Consider the following 25016-nt stretch of genomic DNA (forward strand, 5'->3'; position numbering starts at 1 on the left):
AAATTTTGCGACGTATTCTCCGTTTCGTCAACCGGAAATCATTGCAGAAGTTCTCTTACCGGCATCGCTTGCTGGTTTAAAAAACTGGGAAGACGCCTACGAATTCTCAAGTAAATCAAATAATAAACGAACCGAAGTGCGGGATGAAACAGTAATTTGTCCAAGATCCGGTATGAACTTTGTCGGCGGACGAAACGTTTGAGCATGGTGCGGGCAAAAAAACCGATCTTTTTCCTTTGCGGAAGTATGTGGAACTGGTAGGCGTTCGAATACTGAAGTGCGTATATCTTTGCCTTTTCTATTGTCTCTTGAAAAATAGGGTCGCTCTGGCTTGGATCGGTCGCATATAATAGACGGCGACAAAGCAGGAGTAAATAAAACGTGTCCCGTTGGAACTCGAATTCGTAAGGAAGTTTGAGCGCCTCGGCAATTTGTCGCATTTCTTCCAAAAGTCGAAAGGCGGCTTCTCCTTGATGTATCGAATACATTCCGTTTTTTGAAAGTGCCGAATAAAGAAATCTAAATGGATCGGAAATGGTAACCCTGTCCCAAGTCACGTGCAATAGGGGAGGGATCCTGACTCGATGAAGGTAATATGTGTTTCGTGCGAATTCCGGATCGTAAAGCAGGTCCTCTATAACCCTGTCGCTGAGTTTTAGAAAGTGAAGAAATTCGTCGGAATTGGAGTTCCCGAAAAATCTACGAACGCATTTTTCGACCGACCAGTTCTTAGTAAAAAGTTTTAAAGCTACGAAAGTATTCAATTCGTTCCAATAAGAAGAATGCTTTAGAAAGGTAAAGTTTCGGAAAGAAGACCAGCCGCCGGTCTGAGTCCAAATGCTGAGGCCGACCATGTTTTTGGCATTCTTAAGTTGGATTCTGTATCGATCGTAAAACCATCCGATAAAGGAGGGAAATTCGCCGAATCCCTCGTATTCTCTTCGAGCCTGTAGTTCTATCAATTTCGGACGGTCATCCTCCAGGAACAGCGGGTTTAGAGGAAGATAGCGGAAAAAATCACCTTCTCCGTATTTCATGGAGATGATCAAAGATCGACTATGGATGTTTCTGAAAACGTTCCGATAGGTCTCCGGATTCCAAATCAGGTCTCCGATCTCGTAAGCTCCCAACGTCCAGGTCCTAAATATTAATTTTTTATTATATTTTTCGAAGACGGGTAGAATCCGGTTTAAAAATTCGTTGACTTCTGCAGGCGTTCTCAATAAAAGTTTACTTCGAAAATCCCCCCTTACATCCACTCCGTCCGATTCTCCGATTCGAAGAACGATTCCGTCGACCTCCGGAAAATCCCGAAAGAAGGATTCCAGACCGGTCATGAAAATCTTCGTCGAATGATCCAGATTTCCCTTCGTTTTCTCTTCGAGATTTTTATTGGAAGTGAAGAAATCCGTCGTGAGAAATATCTTCAAATTCGCTTCCGAGGCGATCTTAAACAATTTCTTATATTTCTTTCGATAGGAGGAAATTTTCCGGTTCAATTCCCGGGAATAAAAAGGATGAGGTATAAGATAACAAAGTTCGTCTATCGTAACGGCGTTGAATCCGAGTTTGGATACTCTTTTGGTATAAGTACGGAAGGACTCGCGGACGCGTTTATGTTTTTTTTTGGAAGGGAAGGAGGATTTATTTTTTTCCAAGGAGATCAGCGGGGCCTTGGACCAATTTACCGTTCCTTTTGCATGCTCTAAGAAAAAGGGTGCGGAGGTGTCTACGATCGTTAAAAATTTTTGAGACATGGATTTATTCTGAATTACGATTGTATCTAAAGGATTCCACGAAGGCGGCAACTAGGATCAAAGTCCCTCCCAGGAATTCTTCCTTTCTTGGAAATTCCCCCAGAACCAACCAAGCAAGAACCGCGGAATAAACCGGTTGTATTGTCGAAAGTAAACCTACAGTCTTTACTTTCATTTTAAATACCGCCTTAATGTACATCGTATGTCCGATCGCCGTGAAAAAGGTTCCTAATAAAAATACCAAGGCCCAATCTTGTCCGCTTTTGAAGGTATCTTCCAGAAAGAGAATCGGGGAAAGTATTACGCAGGATGCCACGCTTTGATGGAACATCACCTGCGAGGAGCCGTGTCCGGATAGATATTTTTTTGTCAGTAGATTTCGTACTGCTAGTGTAAGAGCGGATATAAGCCCTATGATCACGCCGACAAAATATTCGTTGGCAATGGTAAATTCCGGAACTAAAAACCACATCCCCACGCATACGAAGCCTGCCATAGCGATATCGGAAACTTTCAGCTTTACTTTGAAAAAGAAAGGTTCGAGTAAAACCGTCCAAATAGGATGAGTGAATAAGGTTAGGACGGCTATCGCTACGCTGGAAATTTGCGCGGACGAGAAAAACGTCACCCAGTGAGCGGCGAGAAGAACTCCTAATCCTAAAGAGATCCTGTTGTCGCGTTTGGAAGAGAAAAGGATCGGTCTTTTTCTTAAATAAAGAAGGGATCCGAGGAGAAGACTAGAAAATAAAGTTCTTCCCCAAGTGATTACGGAAGGAGAATAGGGAAGGAGATGAGAGAAGAGTACGTTCCCGCTGATAATCAATTGGGAGATTTGGAATTCTAAATAGGTTCGGAGACGATTTTCTTCCATGGAAGTTCGTCTAGTTTTGGAATACCGTAAGAAAAGAAAAGGAAATCCCTCGCGGAGATTTCCTTTTTAAAGCGGCTGTAATAATTCTTTTAACGGAATTAGTTATGCAATTTGAGTGATCGTTGAAGGGGTTTCCTTTCCGAGGCGATTGGCTCGGAAAATGCTACCGAAATCGTTAAATCTAATTCCGTATCGTCTCATCGCCGGATGAACAAAGGGCGCCACCGCTTGCCGGAGATAGAAAGGCTGATTCACTACAAAGTGATGAATTCCGTGGGTACTACCGAAATTAAAGCAGAAGAGATGCAGCGGAAGGAGAAGCCAGGAGTTTAGAACCTGAGTCTGATCATACAATCCCTTTACGTCCCCGTAATAATGCATATTGGACGAGACGATCTGAATACTAGTTTGGCGGATCCAATTAGGTATTAAGTAAACGACCGCCGAAATATTTAGGAATGTGCGGATTCCGTCCAGCCAAGCAGGTTCGCTTATCGGCTTTCCTAAATAATCGTTAATAATGTAAAACGCATTCAGGAAAAGGAAATTATACCATAGATGATAAAAGATCACGAGGTAAGGCCAGCTGGATCGAGTGATTTCTCTCCGCTTAAATTTGGGAGCTTCCTTTCTGAGTCTATGAGCTTGAAAGAGAAACGATAGATTTCCGTCGATCATCGTCAAAAGACGTTTTAGGCCGAAGTTCATTCCGTTTCCGATCAACCTCTCCTCGATATCCTCCTTATGGCCGGAGACCTTGTGATGCAGGGTATGGATCATTCTTCTATACCAGGGACTAACGGTATTTCCCCTAAAGATCCATACGACCCAAAACATAAAGTTTTGCTTTTTTAGGTTATCCTTATAATAAAGGTTATGGATCAAATCATGTTCGATTTCGTGCAACAACGACGCTAAAATTCCGTTTGCGAGGATGCAGGTCCAAGCGGGAATGAATCCGGTGATATACAAGCCGGCAAATAGCAGCATTCCGACAGCGGATCCGACGGTGATTCCCATTCCTAATCGGTCCTGGTTTTTTAAAAAAGGGAATCTTCTCCGTAGTTGTCTATCTCGGAATCGGATCCATTTCATGATCCTTTTACTTCTTTCCTTATCGGAAAGTTTTAGACCCGGTTTGGTTGGAACTATTCTTTGCGTGATTGCAGTCATCGGTTTCCTCTCCATCTTTTCGATTGAATCGAATTTAACCGATTTCTGGTCTACCGTCGTCCCAATAGATCGAATGCCACTTGATGTTTCGTCCTAAACTATAAATTACGACTGCCCGGAGGTCCGGTATTCGGAAGGAGTCTGGCCGGTGTGTTTCTGAAATGCCCTGTGGAAGGATGATTTTGTCCGAAATCCGACTTCGAATGCGATATCTAGAACGGATCGATTCCGATCCGTCCGCAAAAGTTCACAGGCTTCTCGAATCCTAAAATCGTTTACGAACGCTGCAAAGTTTTTTCCGAGTTCTTGGTTGATTAATTCGGAAACCTGATGGGTCGAGAGAGCGAGCTCGTCGGCTAAATCGGCCAAGCTTAACTCCTCGTCTCGATAGAGCCGATCTTTTTCCATAATTTGCAAAAGGGTCTCTTTGAGAGCCGCTCGGTCTAGCCCCTGCAATAAGGAACGGGAATATTTCTGGCGCGTAGCCTGCGCTACTTCTTGCAAAGCCCGAAAAAATTCCGGACGTTTATGGCCGATCAAATAGGCAAGGCAAAGGCTACAGCTCATCATCGCGGAGTTTTCCAACAGGTACAATGGATTGCGGGTAAGCAGATAAATCGCGCCTAAAACCAAATTCCAGAGAGTCGCCAAGACTAAGAAAAGAAGGATGCGAGTGGTCCATTCTTGCCGTAAAATTTCCGGACGAAAAAGATCCGAACTCTTCGTTAAAATAGCGATCACATATCCTAAGAGTAAGGTCAGAGGGACAAACAAAATCATCTCCCCGAGGGTGATTCCCGGTCGCGAGAGGAATGTCGAGATGGAAATCACCATCTGATCTTCGGAAACAAAAATGCCCAGCAGATAGATGACCCAAAATGTTAGCGGGAGAAATAAATGGATTTTACTCAGGCCAAAGTATCCGAATGATTCGGTTTCTCTTTCTACGCTTACTTGGTGAATTCCATAGAGAACGGGACCGACACAGCCTAAAGTCGGTAAATAAGCGAGAGATAGGAGCGGCATCGTCTGATAAAAGCCCGAAAGGATGGAGGCTGAGCATGCTTGGAAAATCCCAATCGAGGCAAACAGCAAGGCCAGGAGTCTATTCAGGGCGGTTTTTCGTTCGATAACGATCTGCCCTAAACACATAAGAAATCCCAGAGAAATACCGAAATGAACCATCCACCAAAGAATCGCCAACCACGGGCCGGTTTCAGGCTGGTTTCCTAGTAAATAGGATGAGTTTGGCATGCCAAGAAAGATCCGACTAGTTTGCCGAGCTGTCAAGGAATTAGAGGACAGAGGACAGAGGACAGAGGACAGAGGACAGAGGACAGAGGACAGAGGACAGAGGACAGAGGACAGAGGACAGAGGACAGAGGACAGAGGACAGAGGACAGAGGACAGAGGACAGAGGACAGATAATTATTTCTATTACCCTGACAACAATTTTTTTAAAAACGAATTATGTTGGAGCTCCTGTGCGATAGATCTTTCCTCTACCTTAGCTGCCTTTCCGACATTGAGCAGCTTCTGTCTAGCGTGAGCAAAGCGAACGCGTCTGTCCTCAGTCTTCTGTCCTCTGAAAACGAATTATGTTGGAGCGAGGTGCTACTGGATTTTCGGGGAGCGTCAGCAATTTTGTGTAAATGACGATTTTTAAAAAGATTCGTATGTTAGAATGGATCTTTCCTCTGCCTCAGAGGGTTTCCAACTAGTAGTAGCTTCTGTCTAGCGTGAGCAAAGCGAACGCGTCTGTCCTCAGTCTTCTGTCCTCTGAAAACGAATTATGTTGGAGCGAGGTGTTACTGGATTTTGGGGGAGGGTCAGCAATTTTGTGTAAATGACGATTTTTAAAAAGATTCCTATGTTAGAATGGATCTTTCCTCTGCCTCAGAGGGTTTCCAACTAGTAGTAGCTTCTGTCTAGCGTGAGCAAAGTGAACGCGTCTGTCCTCAGTCGTCTGTCCTCTGCGCGGGAGCTCCCACAAAAAAGTCTTCATAAAAAATACTTGGCAAATCCAGAGATTTATGATATAGAGCCAAGCACCCTCGCCCACGAGCCCTCCTCCGCCACCCGAAATCAGGGTGGGGGCCCACCGAATAACCCATACTAGTACGATAGTACCGCTGCCTTTCCAAAAACGTGAGGCTCCGTCCTCCATAACCTTTCCAACCTCGAGTAGCTACTGTCTTCCGTCCTCAGTCTTCTGTCCTCTGAAAGTCGCAAATGATCTTTTGAGACTCGCTAGGGTTCCCATGGCATTTTAAATAACAATTGTTATGTAAAAATTTTCTCTTTTGCGTCGTATCTTTTTTTTTCTTAAAATTATTTTTTTTAAACGCCGGATTAAAATATAAGAGTGATATAAGACGGCTCTATGTAGCGGTCGCTATACTGTGTTTGCTTTCTCAAAAGCGGATTGGAATAGCGAAAATGATTCAGAAGCTTCTTTGTATCCTCTTTGTCCCCTTACTGTTCTTGTGTTGCAAATCTAAGAACGATGCGATAGCTCCGGCCAGTTTTTATGATAATATTCCTACAACCGGGCTAAGACTGTTTAATCTTCTTGATAACTACCCGTCTTTGAAAGCGGGATTTCAGAGTCTCCAGCCGATCCCTTTTAATAATCGTCTCGAAAGTTCGATGACCATTCCCTACCGGGAAGACATCGTCGGGTTTTTACGTTCTTCGAGCGATATGCTTCTGAATCCTAACGCTCATGTCAGACAATCTTTATTAAAAGTCCATGATCTTTTAGATCGAATCGATAATGCACCCAATCAAGCTTTCGATACGTTACAGCCTTGGTTAGAAAAGTTAAGAGTCTACCAAAGGCCGGTTTTACGAAATCTGTCTCCGATAAGTCAGTCGGCACTGGCATACATGTACGCAACGTATTCCAAAGAAACGATGCACGGAAAATTCCAAGAGCTCGCTTCCGTTTTGCGGGATCCTGAAATTAAAATCCTATTCGTAGAACTCGAAGACGTATTAGACAAGGCGCTGAATCGGAATGCCAATGCTAAGGCCGCGGTGCAAGGTTTACTACAAGGAATGGTCGACCCTTCGCTCATTGCGGATAAGGTAATGAAGCAAAAATTGATTCAGATTATTTCTTCCATCGGAGATTCGTTCAACCAAAGGGCGGGCTTCAGCGATTTTAAATCCTCGGATACCGTACTAAAGGAATTAATTATTAATCTGGAAAAGTATTATACGTTGGGAGGTGGCGTCTATTCCGATCCGACTTTGACGGATTATACGGACGCCGCTTACCCATCGGAATTTTCCATACTTTTAACCGAAGCCTTTCGGTATCTAAGGCCTATGCTGTCTTTCGGCGGAAGCTACACTGCGGACCCGAACGTTATTCTTTCCTTAAAACTGGCGCAGAATGTCGCTAATTTCGATTTTTCTAGGAGCATATCCGGAGTGGATTTTTCGATTCACGAATTGGTACGGATGGATGCTCTCGGCAGAGATAGGGTTAACGATACGAATAGTAGTCCGGTCACAGCGCTTGAATCTCTCATGTTCATTTTGACGCTTTCGGATAAGTTCGGTTTTCGTTGGGAAAATCCTGCGGATACGTCGATGATGCGCTTGGAACCGAACGGATCGGTAAACGGAGGTCCGATGACCGGCGGAGTTCTTACCGTAGGAGATAGCATTTACTCCCTCGGATCGACGATGACGGGAAGTATCGGGATAAAATCCTTTATGAACCAGAGTTCTGTGGACGGCGCCGTTTTCAGAAACGGAGATGCGACTACTCCTACACCGTTTACGATTTCGATTAATACGCCAACGTTAACTCTTTTGGAGGCACCGGATCCGAGCATACTTCCGTCGGCTAACAATACCGTCTATACGAAAACGATTCCGTTTATTATGAAATTGATTAGGAATGTCCTTATTTCGGGGGGAGGGCCTTACTATAATCGGAACAGAACCGATGCATCGGGTGCGATCTATACGATTGACGGAAAAATGTACAAGGATTCGAACGGGGTCGACCTGATTTATAAATCCAGTTGGAACACATCGGAATATAGAATTAAAGTCTCTAATACCGCCAGCGGTGCCTGCAATAGTACCAGCCTTTGCCGCTGGGTCGGACCAGGCGGAATGGAGACTAACGCTAATTATGCGAATAATTCCTTTACTCCTGTCCCCTCGGGAACGAACGCTTCCGGTGCGAAAGGCTGGAGCATTCCGGTTTGGGAGATCGCGAAAGACGATCAAACTCAAAGAGCGGTGAGTTCGGGTGAGGAAGCTCTTTATAAGAATTTTCAATGGCTTTTGCATGAAAAGCGGATGGTCGCAGTCATTCCTCTTCGAGCCTCCTTGGGGGCCGGAGTTCCGTATAAAATGGCCGCGTACGTTACTCTTATCGCAAACGGATTAACCGGTCTAATGGGCGCGACTCCGATCTTGCAGGACGGAACTAATTGCTCCGATAAAATCAACGGTATTTGGAGATTGAAACAGACGTTTCTAAAACCGGGTTGTGCGTCGTCTACTCAGCCGAATTTCAGACAACCCGGCATTCCCATCCTTCAGGCGAATTATTCCGATCTTCCCGGAGACAGCATGTTCTATTTGGAAGCCTGGGATTACGGCACTACAGGTTCCGGTTCGTTGACGTTTAACAGTTTAGGCGATACTAGCGTTTACAGTATTTTTTATCCTCCGACTTCTTCCTACGGAGTGATTCCGCAAGTAATCGCGGCAAATTTCTCGGTCATGGAAAGGCTTTCCTTCCTAACTTCCAGTCGCGTATTGGCCTCTTCGCCTGCCGATCCGACTCTTGGGAGCTCGGTCGATGCCTCTTGGGACCAACGAAACCGTTTACTCCCGCTGATTGTCGCTCTTGCGCAAACTTTGGACGATCAAGTCGATTCGGTTAACGGTAAAAATCCGTTTCAATTTCTAACAGGCCTTAGCGGAAGCTTAACTCGTCCTCTATTAGGAAGAATCACCGATACGGAACCCGGCTCGGGAGGAAGGCAGATTGATGTCGTGAAAATCGTGAACTCGGATTCGAGCGTACGAAGCAATTCGGCTGGGCCCAACGAATATTTATTTCGATATCTGGATCCGGTTACTCAGAAGCCGATTCGGTCCCCCATTTCCATTCTTTCTGAAAATGACAGGCGCTACCAGGACGGCTTATTGAATTTAATGTCCCGCACGAACCTTATATCGACGTTTGTGCAAATGATGGCCGAGATGGGAAGACCGGAAAGAGCTGCCGGAGCCGTTCTTACATTTCAATCCTTAGCGAATCTTTTGGGAGAAGTAAAACTTACAAACGAATCTCCCACCGCGATCCAATACAATTTGCAAACGTATTTGGAATCGGTCCGCGATATGTTGGCGGCCTATCCGGGAACAAGATCGTCTAACGTGTATGATCCGGATTGGGATAAAGTGGGGGCCTGGGCAGTTCGTCTTCGGGATTATTTCTCCGCGGGCTCCGTCTATAGTTTGATTCCGACTGTCGACTTTTCTCTCGACATGGTGATCGATAACGTTCCAAGTACGACGGAGATCCAAGGTATTTTAAATCTTCTCGGGTCCTTATTCCGCAATTCGGACGGAAATCAGGATTATCTCATATCGAATTTGCTTAGCGGAGACACTCCCGATTTAATCGATATCGCTTCACCCAACGGACGGAGTATTGTCGGTGTCATGATGGGACTCGTCAAGACGGGAGAATTTTATTCCTACCTCGAAGCCGATATGAGCACTCCATTTCCGCTAAAAGCGATCTTTACGGATACGAAACGCCTGATCGCGTCCGATATGATTCAGACTCCGCAACAAGATTCCAGCTCCTTATTATATACCATGGGAGTCCTAACGGGGATTTTCGCCGACATGGCGGCAGGCGGTCGAAAACAAATGCCCGGCGGCTTTACCTTCTACGACAGATTTAATCAGGACGAAAATTCGGACACCTACTGGAACCGACTTATAACGATCTTCACTCGATGAGGCAGAAATATGAATACGAATCGAATCAAACGTAATACTTTCCCAAGAATCAAACAAGGATCGATTAAAAAAATGAAGAATAGAAAGACGTTCAATTTAGGCAAAAACACTGCTCGATTTTTCGTTCGATTCGTTTGCATACTCGTAATAGCAGCCTCGTTCGGTTTTTGTAAACCTAAGAACGGAAGCAGCTTGGACCTTTCGGATATATTCGATATAGGTTTCTTTTCCTTCGGAAAAGGATCGGGCTCGGATCCGAATCTGCAGTCGTATAACAGCGTTGATAATAGTGTGGCCCAGTTGCCCGTGGATTTCGGTGCCACGAGTCCGCAAGCGGTTTTGTTCATCAATTCTTTGGATAACGTGGATCGTTATAAGGAATTGGAAATCCGTTTCTCTCACCCGATGAATAAGACGATTACTCAGGCTAATTTTTCCATTGTGGGAACGGGCGGGCCGCTCTTAGGACCGAATCCCGGCGGAGAGTTTTACTGGATGAGCAGTCAGAAACTTCGATTCAAGTCGTATCGTGAATTCAGACCTGCTGAAAATTTTACGCTGGCAATCACTTCCGGGGCGTTGACGATTTCGGGAACCGCTCTCCAAGGTTATTCCGTTCAATTCAGAACGGCGGTCGATTATAGCTTAACGAATAAAATCACTCAAGGCAGTCAGTATACTTTGAACGGGAATAACGATATTACCTTCGATCAGTCCGCTGCATTGCAATTAGTTTCTACATTTCAAAATCCTGTGGTGGCGAATAATTACATCCAAGGAATTACGCTTAATAAGGTCGGTTCCACGAATTCTCAAACCATTTGCAATTCTCCTCCCTGTTCCATGAGTTCTCCCATCGCTCTAACTCTCGATACTTCCCAGATTCCTCCGACTGTGGGCGGAAACACTTATTATTACGAAATCAAGGCAACGAACGGAAAAACGTTCCGCAAATATTTCAGCTTTAACTACGGAAGATTAGAAAATCCTGATAATCTACTTCCGTACGTGGCGGACGGTATCATGGACGAAGCGCAGATGCTTCCTTTTTTAGGAAAGGCGATTCAGAAATTTACGACGGGTGCGTTCAAGGTTTTGGATTCGACCGGTGTTCCGAGAACCTTCCAAGACTTTCTGCTCGGATTACCGAATTATCCTAAGCGTCAATTTTATGAAAACGGACAATGGACGATCGGCGAAGCATGCATGAAACCGGACGGACTCATGTCAGGGAATGCAAACTTATCCGCTTTCCAAAATTATTCCTATATATCCGTTTTCGGATCCAAGCCGGGAGCGGAGGGAAAAGGATATTGCTGGGTCCGACCCGCCTCCTGCGGTCCCTCGGATAACGGGGGACCGAACGATTATGGTCCTCCGTTTCACCCTAATAGTAGCTGGAATTGGAGCGATTACAATGCATGCCAATCGGGAAATACCGCTAAGTGCCAGGCGATCACGCATTGGAACGAGCCCGCTTGGAGTTACTGTCATTATCCTACCGACGTAAAACAGTATGACGGCTATACTGCGACAGCCTTTTCCCCGTTTGGAAGACCTAAGGGTAAGATTTCGACGATGTGCGACGATACGGTGGATATCGATAATGCGGTTAGTTGGATATCCTGCCTTAAAACCTTCGGGGATGTGAGCGCGGTATCACCGGGACCGTTTTCCAAGTACAGCGCAACATTGAATATTACCAACCAAGGCATCGCAAACGGTAGCGCTGCCGTGAACATGGATGTGTATGTTACCGATATGCGTCTGCCTAGGGCGGTTCGTTGCGGCTCCAATAATGCCACTTACGGATGCAGTGCAGGTGTCGGAACCCAACTAGGCAATGTCGTCGCCGACTTAAAGGTAAATCCCGGTGCGGGGGCGGTGGCTCCCGGGTTGGGGCTCGATCTAAAATCCAGATACGTCGAGGTGGATTTGTTGGTCGTTTCTCGCTTTGAAGATTGGTTCGGAACCTTTATGGGTCCGGGGGCTCAATTGATTTTTACTACAACGGCAAAATTGAACTGGGATCCGGCGGTCGAAGGTGTGCTGAACGGGTCCGGCTACGACTGGCAAAATGTTCAACTGTCCAAGCCGAGACTTGCTACTGCAAGAGCGAGAAACACTCTCAGCGTAGGAAGCGACGGATTGATTACGATGAACGTTCGCACACCGTTTACCGTTAACGATTCCTATTTCCCGGATAACCCGAGCACGGCCGATATCCTATCGAATCTGAATAATTTCTTCGTTCTTCCCTGGTCCAATCCGAACCATTTATCTATGTCCGGCCTGTATCCGGGCGAGGATACATCCGATTTTATGTGGACGTCTCCGATGACCTATTTAGGCGGTAGCGAGCAGTTCGGAACCGTCATTGCGGCCATCGTGGGAAGCCAATCCATCCAGGATATGGCGGGAACTACGGTCCCTCTCGTGAAGCAAATTATCACTCAGTATATGTTAAAGGACATCGTAACTAGAATTGCGCCGAACGTTCTCAATTCGGTGATCGCCGACTTACGGGATACAGGAGTAACCATTACTCTTCCCGATTATTTACCTTCGCCCTTGGGTAATTTTCCGTTAAACGTGAGGTTTAAGTTAAATACGGATGCGATCATCAAGCACGACGGAACGAATAAAGGTTTAGTGACCTCGCTCGATTTTGCGTTTACCAGCAGTTATAGTCCGGCTGCGGGACTTCGCACTCAATCGGGAAAATCGGGGATGGTATCGACGAGGGCTTGGACCGCAGCCAATCCGCCGCCTTCCGGCTATCAGTTCACACAGTCCGCTAGCAATCCCGGATTTCTAATTTCAATGCATACGGATACGATTTCACAGGCGGCTTTCCATCTCTGGAAAAGAAGGGGACTCGATATCGTACTGAACCAGCAGTTCATCAACGGAATGAATTCTTTTGCAGGATCCGATCCTTTATTCGCCCTGACCACCTCATTCTTGAAGGCTTCGCCCTTGGTGACGATATTGGTTCCGGGAAGAACTAAATTACAAGGTTTGAATGCTTCCAACCAGCTAGCGCCTCCCGTAAAATCGTACGACGATATCAATATGGTCATGTCTCCGATACTTGCACCGAACGTAAAATTTAAGCCCATGACTTCCACAAGCGTGCCGAAAATGCGTCTTTACTTTACGGAAATGCAACTGCAGATCATCGCGATAAAACCGAGTTCCTGCGCCGGATTATCAAGCGACGATCTAGCCGATTGTTCGGCCGATACTCGCCCGCCCGGATCTCAGCAGACTTTGGGAACGGTCCGAATTAGTTTTGCGGCGGATGCCGATTTTCGGTTTAAAACCTTCTCCAACCCGACCGGAAATCCGAGTTTAGCCAATCTGAACGCGCTACAGGTAATTTTGGATCCTGCAAATAATTTGGATTATGCCGTAGAAGTTTTGGAAGGAGCGACAAACAATCCTTTCGGATTGGATCCGGAAGGAGTCAAGGCAGTCATTTCTCCCTTAGTCACTACATTGATCGTTCCGATGGTAAACAGTATCATGAAAGAGATACCGATGCCTTCTACGATCACATTCCCGAAACTTAGGAACCCTGCCGCTACTTCTTCGCCCTTAAATCTTTCTACGGCTTGCGCAATTAGTGCAACAAGCGATAAAGTGCAGTTCTTTACCTTGAATACGCCGCAGACGAACGACCCGTATCTTTTAGGAGGAATGCGTTTTGTCGGGCAAGCGGTCACTGATCCCGCTTCCTTGATCGTCTGCCCGTAAAAAATTAGGACAGCACTCGATTCGAGAGGGAACCTCACCGTTTCCCGAGTCGAAAACCGGAGGAAAAATAACTCCGGTTTTTTTCTCGTAGGAATATTTTCGTATTCTTTATGCTGGATTAGAATTCTACCTTCCTCTATTCTCGTCGCCTGCAAACTTTCGAAACTGTTGAGAGATGAACCGGGCGAGGTCCGGCTCCCTCCTACTAGGTTCGCGCGGATCTTATTATTGTGAGCATTTATTCACAAAATTTGCCGTATTCTAGGAAATGGGTTGCAGTAATCCTTATAAGATAGGAAAGGAAAGTCGATCATGACGTACTATCAACTCTCCTGCTATCTGGTAGTCACGGTATTAGTTTACCGAACTGTCCATAATTTGGTTCTTTTCGTTCGGAACCGAAAGCAGGTATATTTGCTTCATTTTGCTTTTTTGCAGATATCCTACGGAGCTTATTTATTCTTTTTTATTCAGACGATTAACGCGGAAAGTATCGAGAAGGCTTTGCTTTGGGAACGATTGGAAAACACTGCGGTTCCTTTTTTCGGAACGTTCCTCGTACTTTTTGTGAACAGTTATCGCAGAATATTCAGCCGGGATTTTACCTACCTCTATATTTTCTTAAATCTTCTTCTCTCCGGAATTCTGATAACGGATCCGAATGCGTATACGATCGAACTTTCTCACCCTAGAAGTTTCCCGTATTTGGGAATCGTGATCTACGAAACCAAACAACCGATCATCGTTCAGTATTTATACATATCGGGAATGATGATGATCTTTTGGACCTTGTTCAAAGTGGCGAATCAATTCCTGAAAAACCATTTTCGAAATCCGTTTCTATTATTCGGACTGATTCTATTTTTTACGTCGATGATTTTGGATATTCTAGTAGCGACGGATGTCCTTCCGATCCCGTACACTTCGCATTTTAGTTTTCTAGTGTTAATGTTCTCTGTTGATAGTTTTCTTACCGTAAACAAATCGGAAAGGGAAGTACGGCTGGAATTCAAAGAATCGATCGCCAAATGGTTGCACGGAAGTATCGCTCAATCCGAAACGATTCTAAACCCGAAAGAGGCGGCGGTTTCCGGTTCGAAAGAATCGGGGGAGATCGGACGGTCACCGTTGAGTCGTAAAAAGGCTTCTAGCCAGCTGATCCTAAAAGTGAAGGCTATGGGTCCCCTGGAATTAGAACTGGACGGTAAAAAAATATCCGCTTCCGAATACTCGAGTAAGAAGAAACTGCTTAAATTAATTAAGCTTCTAATCGTGAGATACGGAAAAGGGATTCATAAGGAAGAACTTTTAGAAAATCTTTGGCCTGGTATGTCCGAAAAGAATGCCCTAAACAGTCTTCACGCTTTGCTGTTCCGTTTACGCAAGATTTTAGGAAATCCGGATGCCCTGGTTTTTGCGGAGGATCGACTGTATTTCCATCCCGATCTAGTGATCGCCGACTTCTCCGAATTCGAGCGGGAACTGGAGCAAGCCCACAGATTGCTTAGAAACAAGAAAGAAGAGGATGCCATTCTAAATTTTAAGAAGGCCCAAGAATACTACCGCGGGGACTTTTTCGAATTCGACCTCTATTTTCCGGAATCGGATCTTAAGCGGGAATATCTGCGTAAGAATTTGATCGAAACATACAGGATTCTCTGCGAATTCTCCCAAAAAAAGGTGGATTTCGATGCCTTGTTTTTGGAGTCGGAAAGCTGGATTCGCCTGGACGATCTGGATGAGCGCGCCTGGAGATTTCATTTTGAGGCATTGCAACAATTGGATCGGAAAAATGAGGCCCTGCGTAAATTTGAAGACCTCAAAAAGATTTTGAAGAAGGAATTAGGAGTAGAGCCGGAAGCGGATACGATGGCCCTGATCGAGAGGATTCGGACCAGTTCTTCGGTTGCCTAAAAATTCGGCATACTCGCAGATTCATTCATTTCGTTCGTTCGATTTAACCCGGTAACATTTAAATTTAGAATAAAACGATCATTAGAAAAAAAATAGTTGGACGTAACTCTGTCCTTTCCATAGGTTTTCCAGAGTTCGCCAAACTTTAAGTGGAAACGTTTCTCCAGCCTCTTATGAATAAACTGACAACTTTTTTTGTAACGATTGTTACAATAAATCTTTTGAATTGCTCCATCGTTTATAGGGTGACCGGTCGCACCCTGAATTCCTATGCCCAGGACAATCTAGTTCCCTATCTATTAGCCTCCGACGATTTGGATTCGGTTTGCGTGGGCGGAACCGCGTTGGGTCCGTTGGTGGCATCATTCGAGAGAGTGGGTTCTTCGGTGGAATTACCCGTAATGGTGGCTCAGATGGGGGCCGGTATTTGCGCCGAACGAAAGGCGCAAGAGGCCGAACTGCTATATCTTGCAGCCGTTCGCAAAGGTCGAGGGGAAGAAGCCTCCGATTTTCAAGCCGTGCAGATTCGTCACCACGGGATTGCTGCAAAACGGTACGGGGAATCCTATAATCGGTTTCTACAATATTTCGGAGAATGGAAGGGCAAATGCCCGTCCATGGACGATGAAGAAGAGTTTTATTTTATGGTCGGTTTGGCTTCCGGCCTTCTTGCAATTTTACATGACCGTGCCGCTCAGGGGTTTGCCGGGATTACGACTGAAATTCCTTCTGTGGTCTCTCAGGCTTCCAAATGTCTGGATCCGAAAAAATGGTGGGGAACTCCCTTGGCTTTCGAAGCCGTGGTCTGGCTTTCCGTTCCGGGAGCCACTCCGGAAGGAAAGGACCCGTTCAAGCATTTGGAGGAAGCCGTAAAACTAGGGGATCAGGCTGGGGTTCGGCTGGCCAGGGCCTTCCAGCTTCAGGGTGTCGCCGGACGGGGCAACGTCGAACTGATGAAAAAACTCATCCAAGAGCACGCAAAGGCTGTACACCAATCTCCCGCTAAAAAGGAATACAGGCTCCTAGAGACGTTTGCGGAAAGCCTGTCTCGGCATGAATCCGATAAAATTTGGGTCAAGGAAACAGGACATCGTGGTCCGATTCATTTCGGAAGTTTTCCCGGCGGAAGAAAGAAGAACAATAAAGAAGATGATGATTTACTAAAGGACTTATAAACTTTCGTGATTCGAAGCGGAACCTCGAAAGGAAGGAGAAAATGAAAATGAAAAAATATCTAGTTTCAGTCGCTCTATTATTCGCATTCGGAAACCCGATTGGGATCCGGACTATAGACGCTGCAGAAGCGGTGGATCGTACTATGTGCGTGTTTGATCCCTCGGGAGCGCACGGGGATGTATTCAAATCCGCCCAAAGATACCAAGCGCAGGCGCTCACCTGGGGAATTCGCTTGGATCTCAAGGCGTATACCGACGAGGTGGTAGCTAATAGCGATTTCAAGGCCGGAAAATGCCATATGGCATTTTTAACGTCTCTCAGGGTGAGAGGATATGTTCCTCAATCGGGCTCCATTGAAGCGATCGGAGCCCTGCCGAGTTACGAACTTTTACGTAGAACCATCGAAGTATTAGCCAACTCTAAAGCTCGTAAATTGAATGTGGATGGCGAGTATGAAACGATGGCGATGTTTCCCGGCGGTGCGGTATATCTTCTGCTTCGTGATAAGAATCTAAAGGACATTAAGGATCTCGCCGGGAAGAAAATCGCCACTCTGACCTATGATCAGGCGGCGACTACGATGGTTGATATCGTAGGTGCTTCCATGGTTCCCGCCGAAATAGCGACGTTTGCCGGGATTTTCAATAACGGAAGAGCGGACGCCTGCTATTCTCCCGCGATCGGGATCAAACCTCTGGAATTGATGAAGGGAATTTCTCCCAACGGAGGAATCGTCCGCTTTCCGATCGGTCAGCTTACATTCCAAATCGTCGCCAGACAAAAAGATTTTCCCGAGAATTTCGGAAATACTTCCAGGTACTGGGCGGCCACCCAATTCGACTCCATGCTTGCACTTACGAAACGGGCCGAGCAGGAGATCCCCGCTAAATTTTGGTTGGAAGTCCCTAAGGAACTCGCAAATAGTTATTTTGAAAAATTTAGGGAAGTCCGCATCAAACTTCGCGATAAAAAAGTATATCACCCTGCGATTCTCAAATTAATGAAGGGCGTTCGTTGCAAATCCGATCCGAGCGCGGCGGAATGTTCCGATAATTTAGAATAATCGAATTTTCAATTTTAAAAAAAAGAAATAAAGAATCGATCACGGAATGAAATTTTTCCGTGATCGAATATCAGCCGCAAAATCCAGAGGATAGAGTTTATGTGGAGAAAGATCGTTTCCTGGTCCGTATTGTTTTTCCTTTTCGTACCTTTGATTCAAAGTGGAGCTCAGCTCGTTCAAGCGAGATTGCTTGGATTAGGAGGAAGTATTTGGCCGGAATACGCGATGATCCGCAACGTTTGTATGGCCGGTTTAGGGAGTGCCGGAGATAAACGGGCCGAAGTCAGCGAATCCGATTCCGTACTATTGGAAGAATTGGATCTCGGTTCCTCCGGACAGGCGCCGGTTCAATCCGGACCTACGGAAACTCAGCTGGAATTAGCCAAGCTAGCGGCAAATCTTACCTGGACTCAGGCGCTTTATTGCGGAGTAGAACGTAGACTTTCTTGGATTACGATTTTTGCAACCGATTACATCCCGATGACCATGGTCGTTTTGCTTTTGGTTGCGGGAACGGTCTCCACGACTAGGCGATATCATATCGCCCTCCGGAATCCGGAGAATTCTAGGGAGGAAATCGTTACGGAAATCAGTCAGATCGTCGCAAACTCGATCGTTATGGTTTCGGCAGCGTTTATGCTTCCTTTACAGAAAGGAGTCGAAGCTCAGATCCAGGTTTTGTGGATCGTCGGTCTCGCTTTCCTTTCTTATTTAAATCTTCATAATTTGTTTCATCCGGTTTTTAAGTCGGGAGAGGGCAGGCAAAATTCGAATCTGACGAATATTCTACTGTGTATCCCTTTGTACTGTTGGATGGCTTTCGTCTGCGGATTGTATTTCTTCCTTTTCGAGAACCATCCTCCGGGCTTGGCCATTTACTTACAAAAGCTAACGGCTCACGCGACTCTTTATATCCAGATCGGTTTGTATGTTTGGACGGGAATTTTATTACGAGATACTTCTCTCGGTCGTCGATTCTTCGATTTGCTGAATCCGTGGCATCTGCCTTCCGAATTAATGGCGGTGATCATCGTGGTTGTGGCCGCTTTGCCGACCGCGTACAGCGGGGCCTCGGGAATCGTAGTTTTGGCGTTAGGTGCGACGATCTTTACCGAATTAAGGAGGGCCGGTGCGACTCAGGAGAGAGCATTGGCAGCGACAGCGATGTCCGGAAGTTTGGGAGTGGTGCTTCCTCCATGCTTACTTGTGGTGATCGTCGCGTCTTTAAATCTAGACGTGACTACGGACGAGTTATTCTATTGGGGATGGAGAGTTTTTGCGGTTTCGTCCAGCTTTTTCCTGATCGTGAGTTGGCTTACTCGTAAGGAATCCTGGAAAATTCGTCCAGCACCCGATGCTTGGGCTCAAACCTGGAAAGCATTTAAACCGTTTAGCATCTACATGTTGGTTTCCGTATCGATCGTGTTAATCATCGTTCTCGGCTTGGGAACTCATTTTGACGAGCATACGGCACCCTATATCCTGCCTTTAGCAATGCTCGCGCTTCTTTCGATCGACTATAAACTGTCCAAATCGTCCCATCCGATCACCGAGCCGGCCAGAGAGGCGGTAAAACTTTCCCGTACATCTTACGATGCCGGATCGCATTTAGGGGCGCTTCTTCTGTTGATGGGACTTTCGGCCTGCATGGGCGGAGTGTTCGAGCGTTCCGAAGTCGTCGATTTATTTCCCACTCAATTAGGTTCGCCTATATCCGCGATGATAGTCCTTACGATCGCTCTCGTGATTATCGGAATGCTGATGGATCCCTATGGAGCGGTGATTCTCGTTTCGGTTACGCTGTATCCGATCGCAAAGGCAAACGGGATTCATCCGTTGAATTTCTGGATGACCGCTTTGGTATCGTTTGAATTGGGATATTTGACTCCGCCGGTGGCCTTAAACCATTTGCTTACGAAACACGTCGTCCGCGATCTTCTTGTAAAAGACGAATCCTTGGCCGGAAAGGGATTTATCGCGAGGCATGAGCATATCATTATTCCGATCGTAGTGCTTCTACTTACGTTGATCGTGACTGCATTCGGGCCGATTCTTTTCGGTTAGAGAATCGCGCCCGTAAAAGAACGGGATCGGACGGATTCTTTTGTTACGGATAAAAACCGAAAAGCCTGGCCTTTTATTTAAGGCCGGGCTTTCGTTTTTTTAAAGGCTATTTATGCTCCTGCGCTCGAGTTCGAGTCAGTAAGCCTTTAGTTTCTTTTTCTTCTTTTTTTTGCCTTTTTTCTCTTCGAAGGACGGGGAGGCGTGGCGTCCGTTGGATACGGTATTGGTTTTTTGTAATCGTTTTCTCATTTCTTCGGCCCAGGGCAGAACATGGTGGAGTTCTTCGGCGAGGCCCATCAGATTTTCGTTAATATCGACCAGTTCTTCCACGACCACGAAATAAGAAGTGCTTGCTTTGAGTCGACTATCTCCCTTTCTGATCCGTCTCATTTGATTCTTATAAATACGAATCTTGATATCCGAGAGTTCTTTGATCTTCTTTTTGGATCTTGCCTTATCCAAAAGGCTGGGAATTTTATCGGAGTCTACCAGGAGTTCGAATCCTTCTTCGGCGAGTTTCCGTAGGTCCTTTAAATCTTCGCGCTCGTCCTTGCTCAGTCCCGAACGGAAAGAGTCCATATTATTGGAACTGCTTCTTAAGATATTCGTAATATTTTCGGCAATTCGATCGACGTATCCGAGCGCGTTCGTCACGGGATGAATGGATTGGAATTCGCTTTCGTCGAAATGTTTGTTCGCTAAGGTTAAGAAGCCGGATATCGAGTTTTCGTACATCTTCTTGATGTTTTTAAGTAATTTTCCGGTTTGTTTAAAATCTTTCTTCTTTCCGTTTATAAAACCCGAATACACGTTATTCATCGCTTTTTTGGCGACGATTAAACTGCCAAGAATGGAAGATACGGTCTTAGCGAGGGCCTTTTCCGGATGGCGGTTGATATTGACCAGTTTTTCGATATTTTCCTCGTAGGCGGCCTTCCGTTGTCCGTGAATTCTATTGAAAAGTAAGACAAGAAAAAGAGTTCCCGCGAGTACCGCTACTACGGCGGCAAAGCCGAAGTAAAAGAAAGTGGTCGCTAACATCGCTCCCATCATGGAGGCAAAGATTGCGGTCATAAACCATCCGCCTATTACGGTCAGAACTCCGCTGACGCGATTGACTGCGTTTTCCTTTTGCCAAGCACCGTCCGCCAAAGAGGTTCCCATCGCCACCATAAAGGTTACGAAGGTAGTCGATAGAGGGAGCTTTTGAATCGTTCCGATCAGGATCAATCCGGAAGCGATCAGGATATTCACGGAGGCGCGGAGTAAGTCGAACGCGTCATTCTCATGGATCTTGACGATTTCCCTGGAAGCCCCGTTGGAGAATCTTTCGCCGATCCAGGTTTTGATTCCTTTCGGAAGAATAATTTTGATCGGTCGGTAAATCCCGATCGCGATTTGAACAAAAACTCTGGCGACAAGACTGCTTTGAAAACTTTCGATCGTTTCCCCCTGAGAACCGAGGCTCACTTCGGTTTGAGTGACCGTTTCCGCCTTTTTTGATCGGAAAAGGGAAAAGATCATTATCAATGCCGCGCCTAAAAGAAGCAGGTTCGGCGTAGGAACTTCTCCCGCCAATCCCACCGCTAAGGTGTTCGCATTCCAATTCGAAAGCTTGATCAACTCGTGAGTCTGGAGACTTGCGATCGGAACACCGATAAAATTCACCAAGTCGTTGCTGGCAAAGGCCATGGCTAGGGACGCCGTTCCCAATAGTACGACGAATTTGAGCACATTCACGCCGGAAAGTACGAGGAGCTGAAAGAGGACCGAAAAACCGATTAAGGAAGTTATAATGATTTGTCGAAAGTTATCGCCGATCCATTTTAGCAGGTCCTTGTCGATGAGCGTGGAACCTTTCATTGCGGTCAGCAGGACGAAGAAGAGGACGGTCGTGGTCGCTAAACCGGCGAATAATCCTCCAAACAAACGAATCGTTTTTTCCAATTTGAAACTGAATATAAGCCGGAAAATAAACATCAGGAATAATCCGGCAAAAAAGGCGAAGATCACGGAAAATACGATGCCGAAGATAATCTTTAACGCACTCTCCGCATTGATGATCCGGAATGCATCGTTAACCGTTTCCGTTTTTAGAATCGCCATCGCGAGCGACGCACCTAATAATTCGAATACCAAGGAGACCGTTGTGGAAGTCGGTAAGCCTAGAGTATTGTACAGGTCCAGAAGAATAATGTCGGCTACCATTACCGCTAAGAACAGAAACATGAGCTCGCCGAGGCTAAAATACTCCGGATGGAAAATTCCCTTTCTCGCCACTTCCATCATCCCGCTGGAACTCAGAGCTCCGAACAGAATTCCGACCGCGGAGATAATTAGAATCAATCGCCTGGACGCCGCTCTCGCACCGACGGCGGAATTGGTAAAATTTACCGCGTCGTTCGAAACACCGACAAGAAGATCCATGACCCCAAGGACGGCCATAACTCCTACGATGATTAAAAAAATATCCATATAATATGTTCCTGTACTCAGTCAGGGGAAAGCAGCCCTGAATCGCTATTTTATTGAACTTTTTCAGAGAATGGGGCAACCTCAACCTAAATTTCCCGATCTCATAACGCGGAGTTTTGGAAACCAACCGGGAGCAAGATTGCGCTAAGGATCGGAACTCTCTTTTTTCAGAAAAGGGAACTCGAATTCGAGTTTCGGATTCCTTCCGATTCTGGAGAATGGATTTACTAAAGCCGTTTCAGCGACTCTACAAGGAGTCGGGAGCGGATGAATTCGTCTGAAAAATGAATAAGGAGGCGGTATGAAAATTTCCGTGGGAAACCTTCCCCAGGAATGGTCTGAAGAAGACTTAAAGAAACTTTTTTCCCAGTACGGGGAAGTTCAGCATGTCCTGATTAAAAAGGACAAACTGACAGGACGCTCTTTAGGTTACGGCTCTTTGGAATTGGAAGACGAAGCCGCTAAAAAGGCTTTGGAAGCATTGAATAAAAAGGAAATCGCCGGAAAAGCCCTGGCCGTTGTGGATTCCGAAGAATGGAAGAAAGAGTTCGATAAAAAGAATTCGGTAAAAGGTGGAACCGGTGGAACGAAAGTTCTAGGTAGCCAAACCAAAGGCGGATTCTCCGGATCCGGTATTCGACGGACAGGAGGTAGAGGAAAATGATAAAAAAAGGAATCAATTCAAAAAAAACAATCTTAGTCATTACATTCATGATCTGCCTAGCCGGAGCAGGCTTGCTCTTTGCCCAAGCGCCGGGTTTGGTTATAAAGGAAATCAAGAAAGGTACCGGTAAGGAAGCTTTCAATGGCTCCAACGTAACCGTTCATTATACCGGCTGGCTTACGAACGGAAAGAAATTCGACAGTTCCAAAGACAGGGGAAAACCGTTTAGTTTCGATCTCGGATCCGGACAAGTGATACGAGGCTGGGATAAAGGCGTTCAAGGCATGAAGGAAGGCGGAATCAGAAAACTTACGATTCCACCCGATCTAGGGTACGGAAGTAGAGGCGCAGGAGCGGATATTCCTCCCAATTCAACTTTAATCTTTGAAGTAGAACTTCTGAAGGTCTACTGACATCTTTGTGTCAAACCGGCGGATGAAGGTCACATGACTCCGCCGGTCCCTCTTCCGTAATTTTTATCGATTTTGTAATATTTCTTTCATAACGATCTTCGAATGTAGTAGGGGAAAATTTCCTCGAACGGGGATCGGGTCTAGTGAAAGAAAAATTTGATTTATTAGAATCTCCTTATAAACCCCCCGATGATCTATTCGACGATTTGCCGATAGCATCTTTACTGATCGATCAAACCGGATTGATCAGACTCGCGAATCATCAGTTCGAACTTCTATCCGGCTGTAAAAAAAAGGAGGTCGAAAATCATTTTCATTGGATGGAATTTGTCCGTCCGGACGATCGCGAAAGCCTGATGGAAAGATTTATAAATCTTCCTAAGAAAGAAAAAAGTAATTCCTTTAAACTTCGTACGAGGCTGAAAACCGCGGACGATTATCGGACCGTGTATGTCTATGCCAAAGATTTGAGGGATGCTCACGGAAAAGGCGAAATTCTCGTTCAACTTCAAGAATTCGACGAGGTGGGACTCCTCGGAGACTACGATTTGCCTGACCCGGACTGTCGATGGAAATCGATTCTTGTGGAAGGAATGGATTCGATTGCGGTTTTGGATCTATCGGGAAATATCCTCTTTCTCAGCAAAACCATTACCGGAATCTCGGTGGAGACCTATATCGGAAAAAGTATCTACGATTTGTTTTCGCCTCACGAAAGTCATAAGCTCAAAATCTTAATGAGCCAAGTCCTCAAGTCGCGCAAGCCGAATTCATGGGAACTCTGGAGTGACTTTACCGGGAAACGGCGACATTACTTCGTTAGAATCTCGCCCGTTAGCAAGCAAGGCGAAGTTCAAGCAATCGTCGCACTCATCACGGATACGACCGAGCAAAAGGAATCCGATTCCGATCGCCTTAAGAGAATGGAATCGGAGAGGCATAGACAAAAATTGGAATCCCTCGGAACGCTCGCTGCCGGCGTTGCTCACGAGATTAATAATCCGCTAACCGGAATATTAAACTACGCCGAAATCGTCAGAGACCAATTAGGAATGAATGAGCCCTTGCGAAAAAATCTGGACGTTATCATCCGTGAGAGCGAAAGAATTTCCGGAATCGTAAGAAGTCTATTAGGATTCGTGCATAAGGAAGAATGGGAAAAATTTCATGTTAAGGCGGGGGATTCCCTGTATTGTTCGGTTCAGTTACTTTTGCCTTTTCTCCTGAAGGACGGAATCGCGGTGGAAAATCTTTCCGGTCTAATCGATGCTCAAAGCGAAATACCGTACGTATTTGCGGAGCCGCAAAGATTAAAGCAGGTTTTTTTGAATTTAATCACCAATGCTCGTGATTCCCTCAACGAAAAATATCCGTCCGCCGATACGAGGAAGAAACTTCTCTTTTCGCAATCCATAATAATAAGGGATGGGGTTCGTTTCGTAAAGATTACGTTGGAAGATACTGGAACGGGAATCAAAAAGGAAAATTTAACTAGGATTTTCGACCCGTTCTTTACGACTAAGCCAACTTCGGTCGGAACCGGACTCGGTCTTTCGATTAGTTACGATATAGTCAAAGACTTAGGCGGAGAAATCGAGTTCGAAACCGAAGATGGGGAGTACGCCCGCTTTCATGTAATCCTACCTGTTGCGGAAAAGATTTCTTGACCGACCCCAAT

Annotated in this window: 14 protein-coding genes; 9 read left to right on the forward strand and 5 right to left on the reverse strand. The window is 45.8% G+C overall.

All coding sequences use genetic code 11. The annotated features are described in order from the left end of the window. Positions 1-38: 38 nt before the first annotated feature. The 4 genes from LEP1GSC047_RS07830 to LEP1GSC047_RS07845 all read right to left on the reverse strand — a co-directional run bounded on the left by LEP1GSC047_RS07830 (position 39) and on the right by LEP1GSC047_RS07845 (position 5055). A complete protein-coding gene (locus LEP1GSC047_RS07830) occupies positions 39-1757 on the reverse strand; it encodes a hypothetical protein (RefSeq protein ID WP_010409362.1) in 1719 nt (572 codons plus the stop codon). 4 nt (positions 1758-1761) lie between these two features. Beyond that, complete coding sequence (locus LEP1GSC047_RS07835) at positions 1762-2628, reverse strand: DMT family transporter (protein WP_010409364.1); 867 nt, start codon at positions 2626-2628, stop codon at positions 1762-1764. Positions 2629-2730: 102 nt separating this feature from the next. Further along, positions 2731-3801 (reverse strand): fatty acid desaturase, encoded by a 1071-nt coding sequence (locus LEP1GSC047_RS07840; protein WP_020988290.1) that lies wholly within the window; start codon positions 3799-3801, stop codon positions 2731-2733. A 105-nt stretch (positions 3802-3906) separates the two neighbouring features. After that, positions 3907-5055 (reverse strand): helix-turn-helix domain-containing protein, encoded by a 1149-nt coding sequence (locus LEP1GSC047_RS07845; protein ID WP_010409366.1) that lies wholly within the window; start codon positions 5053-5055, stop codon positions 3907-3909. Between the two features lie 1185 nt (positions 5056-6240). Here LEP1GSC047_RS07845 and LEP1GSC047_RS07860 point away from each other — a divergent pair. From LEP1GSC047_RS07860 to LEP1GSC047_RS07885, 6 genes are all read left to right on the forward strand, one after another. Continuing rightward, the gene (locus tag LEP1GSC047_RS07860; protein WP_039934428.1) at positions 6241-9810 is read left to right on the forward strand and encodes a hypothetical protein; all 3570 of its coding nucleotides are present in this window, start codon (positions 6241-6243) and stop codon (positions 9808-9810) included. 9 nt (positions 9811-9819) lie between these two features. Continuing rightward, the gene (locus LEP1GSC047_RS07865; RefSeq protein WP_010410726.1) at positions 9820-13569 is read left to right on the forward strand and encodes a hypothetical protein; all 3750 of its coding nucleotides are present in this window, start codon (positions 9820-9822) and stop codon (positions 13567-13569) included. Between the two features lie 312 nt (positions 13570-13881). Further along, positions 13882-15483 carry a bacterial transcriptional activator domain-containing protein gene (locus LEP1GSC047_RS07870; protein WP_010410723.1) on the forward strand — a complete coding sequence of 534 codons (1602 nt, stop codon included), beginning with the start codon at positions 13882-13884 and terminating at the stop codon, positions 15481-15483. A 173-nt stretch (positions 15484-15656) separates the two neighbouring features. Then, positions 15657-16658: a hypothetical protein gene (locus LEP1GSC047_RS07875; protein ID WP_010410720.1), complete on the forward strand. Its 1002-nt coding sequence runs from the start codon at positions 15657-15659 to the stop codon at positions 16656-16658. Between the two features lie 41 nt (positions 16659-16699). Next, on the forward strand, positions 16700-17722 hold the full coding sequence (locus LEP1GSC047_RS07880; protein WP_010410718.1) for a putative solute-binding protein: 1023 nt from the start codon (positions 16700-16702) through the stop codon (positions 17720-17722). A gap of 99 nt (positions 17723-17821) precedes the next feature. Further along, positions 17822-19786: a TRAP transporter large permease subunit gene (locus tag LEP1GSC047_RS07885; protein WP_010410716.1), complete on the forward strand. Its 1965-nt coding sequence runs from the start codon at positions 17822-17824 to the stop codon at positions 19784-19786. 135 nt (positions 19787-19921) lie between these two features. On the opposite strand, the gene LEP1GSC047_RS07890 is transcribed toward LEP1GSC047_RS07885, so the two are convergent. Next, positions 19922-22261 carry an inorganic phosphate transporter gene (locus LEP1GSC047_RS07890; RefSeq protein ID WP_010410713.1) on the reverse strand — a complete coding sequence of 780 codons (2340 nt, stop codon included), beginning with the start codon at positions 22259-22261 and terminating at the stop codon, positions 19922-19924. Between the two features lie 301 nt (positions 22262-22562). Here LEP1GSC047_RS07890 and LEP1GSC047_RS07895 point away from each other — a divergent pair, with 301 nt between their 5' ends. The 3 genes from LEP1GSC047_RS07895 to LEP1GSC047_RS07905 all read left to right on the forward strand — a co-directional run bounded on the left by LEP1GSC047_RS07895 (position 22563) and on the right by LEP1GSC047_RS07905 (position 25005). Further along, positions 22563-22925, forward strand: coding sequence for an RNA recognition motif domain-containing protein (locus tag LEP1GSC047_RS07895; RefSeq protein WP_010410711.1), 363 nt, complete (start codon positions 22563-22565; stop codon positions 22923-22925). Positions 22926-22972: 47 nt separating this feature from the next. After that, positions 22973-23338, forward strand: a complete 366-nt coding sequence (locus LEP1GSC047_RS07900) for an FKBP-type peptidyl-prolyl cis-trans isomerase (protein WP_103186178.1) — start codon at positions 22973-22975, stop codon at positions 23336-23338. A 143-nt stretch (positions 23339-23481) separates the two neighbouring features. Next, positions 23482-25005, forward strand: a complete 1524-nt coding sequence (locus tag LEP1GSC047_RS07905) for a PAS domain-containing sensor histidine kinase (RefSeq protein ID WP_010410705.1) — start codon at positions 23482-23484, stop codon at positions 25003-25005. Positions 25006-25016: the final 11 nt, after the last annotated feature.

It is taken from the genome of Leptospira inadai serovar Lyme str. 10 (assembly GCF_000243675.2).
Classification (GTDB): domain Bacteria; phylum Spirochaetota; class Leptospiria; order Leptospirales; family Leptospiraceae; genus Leptospira_B; species Leptospira_B inadai.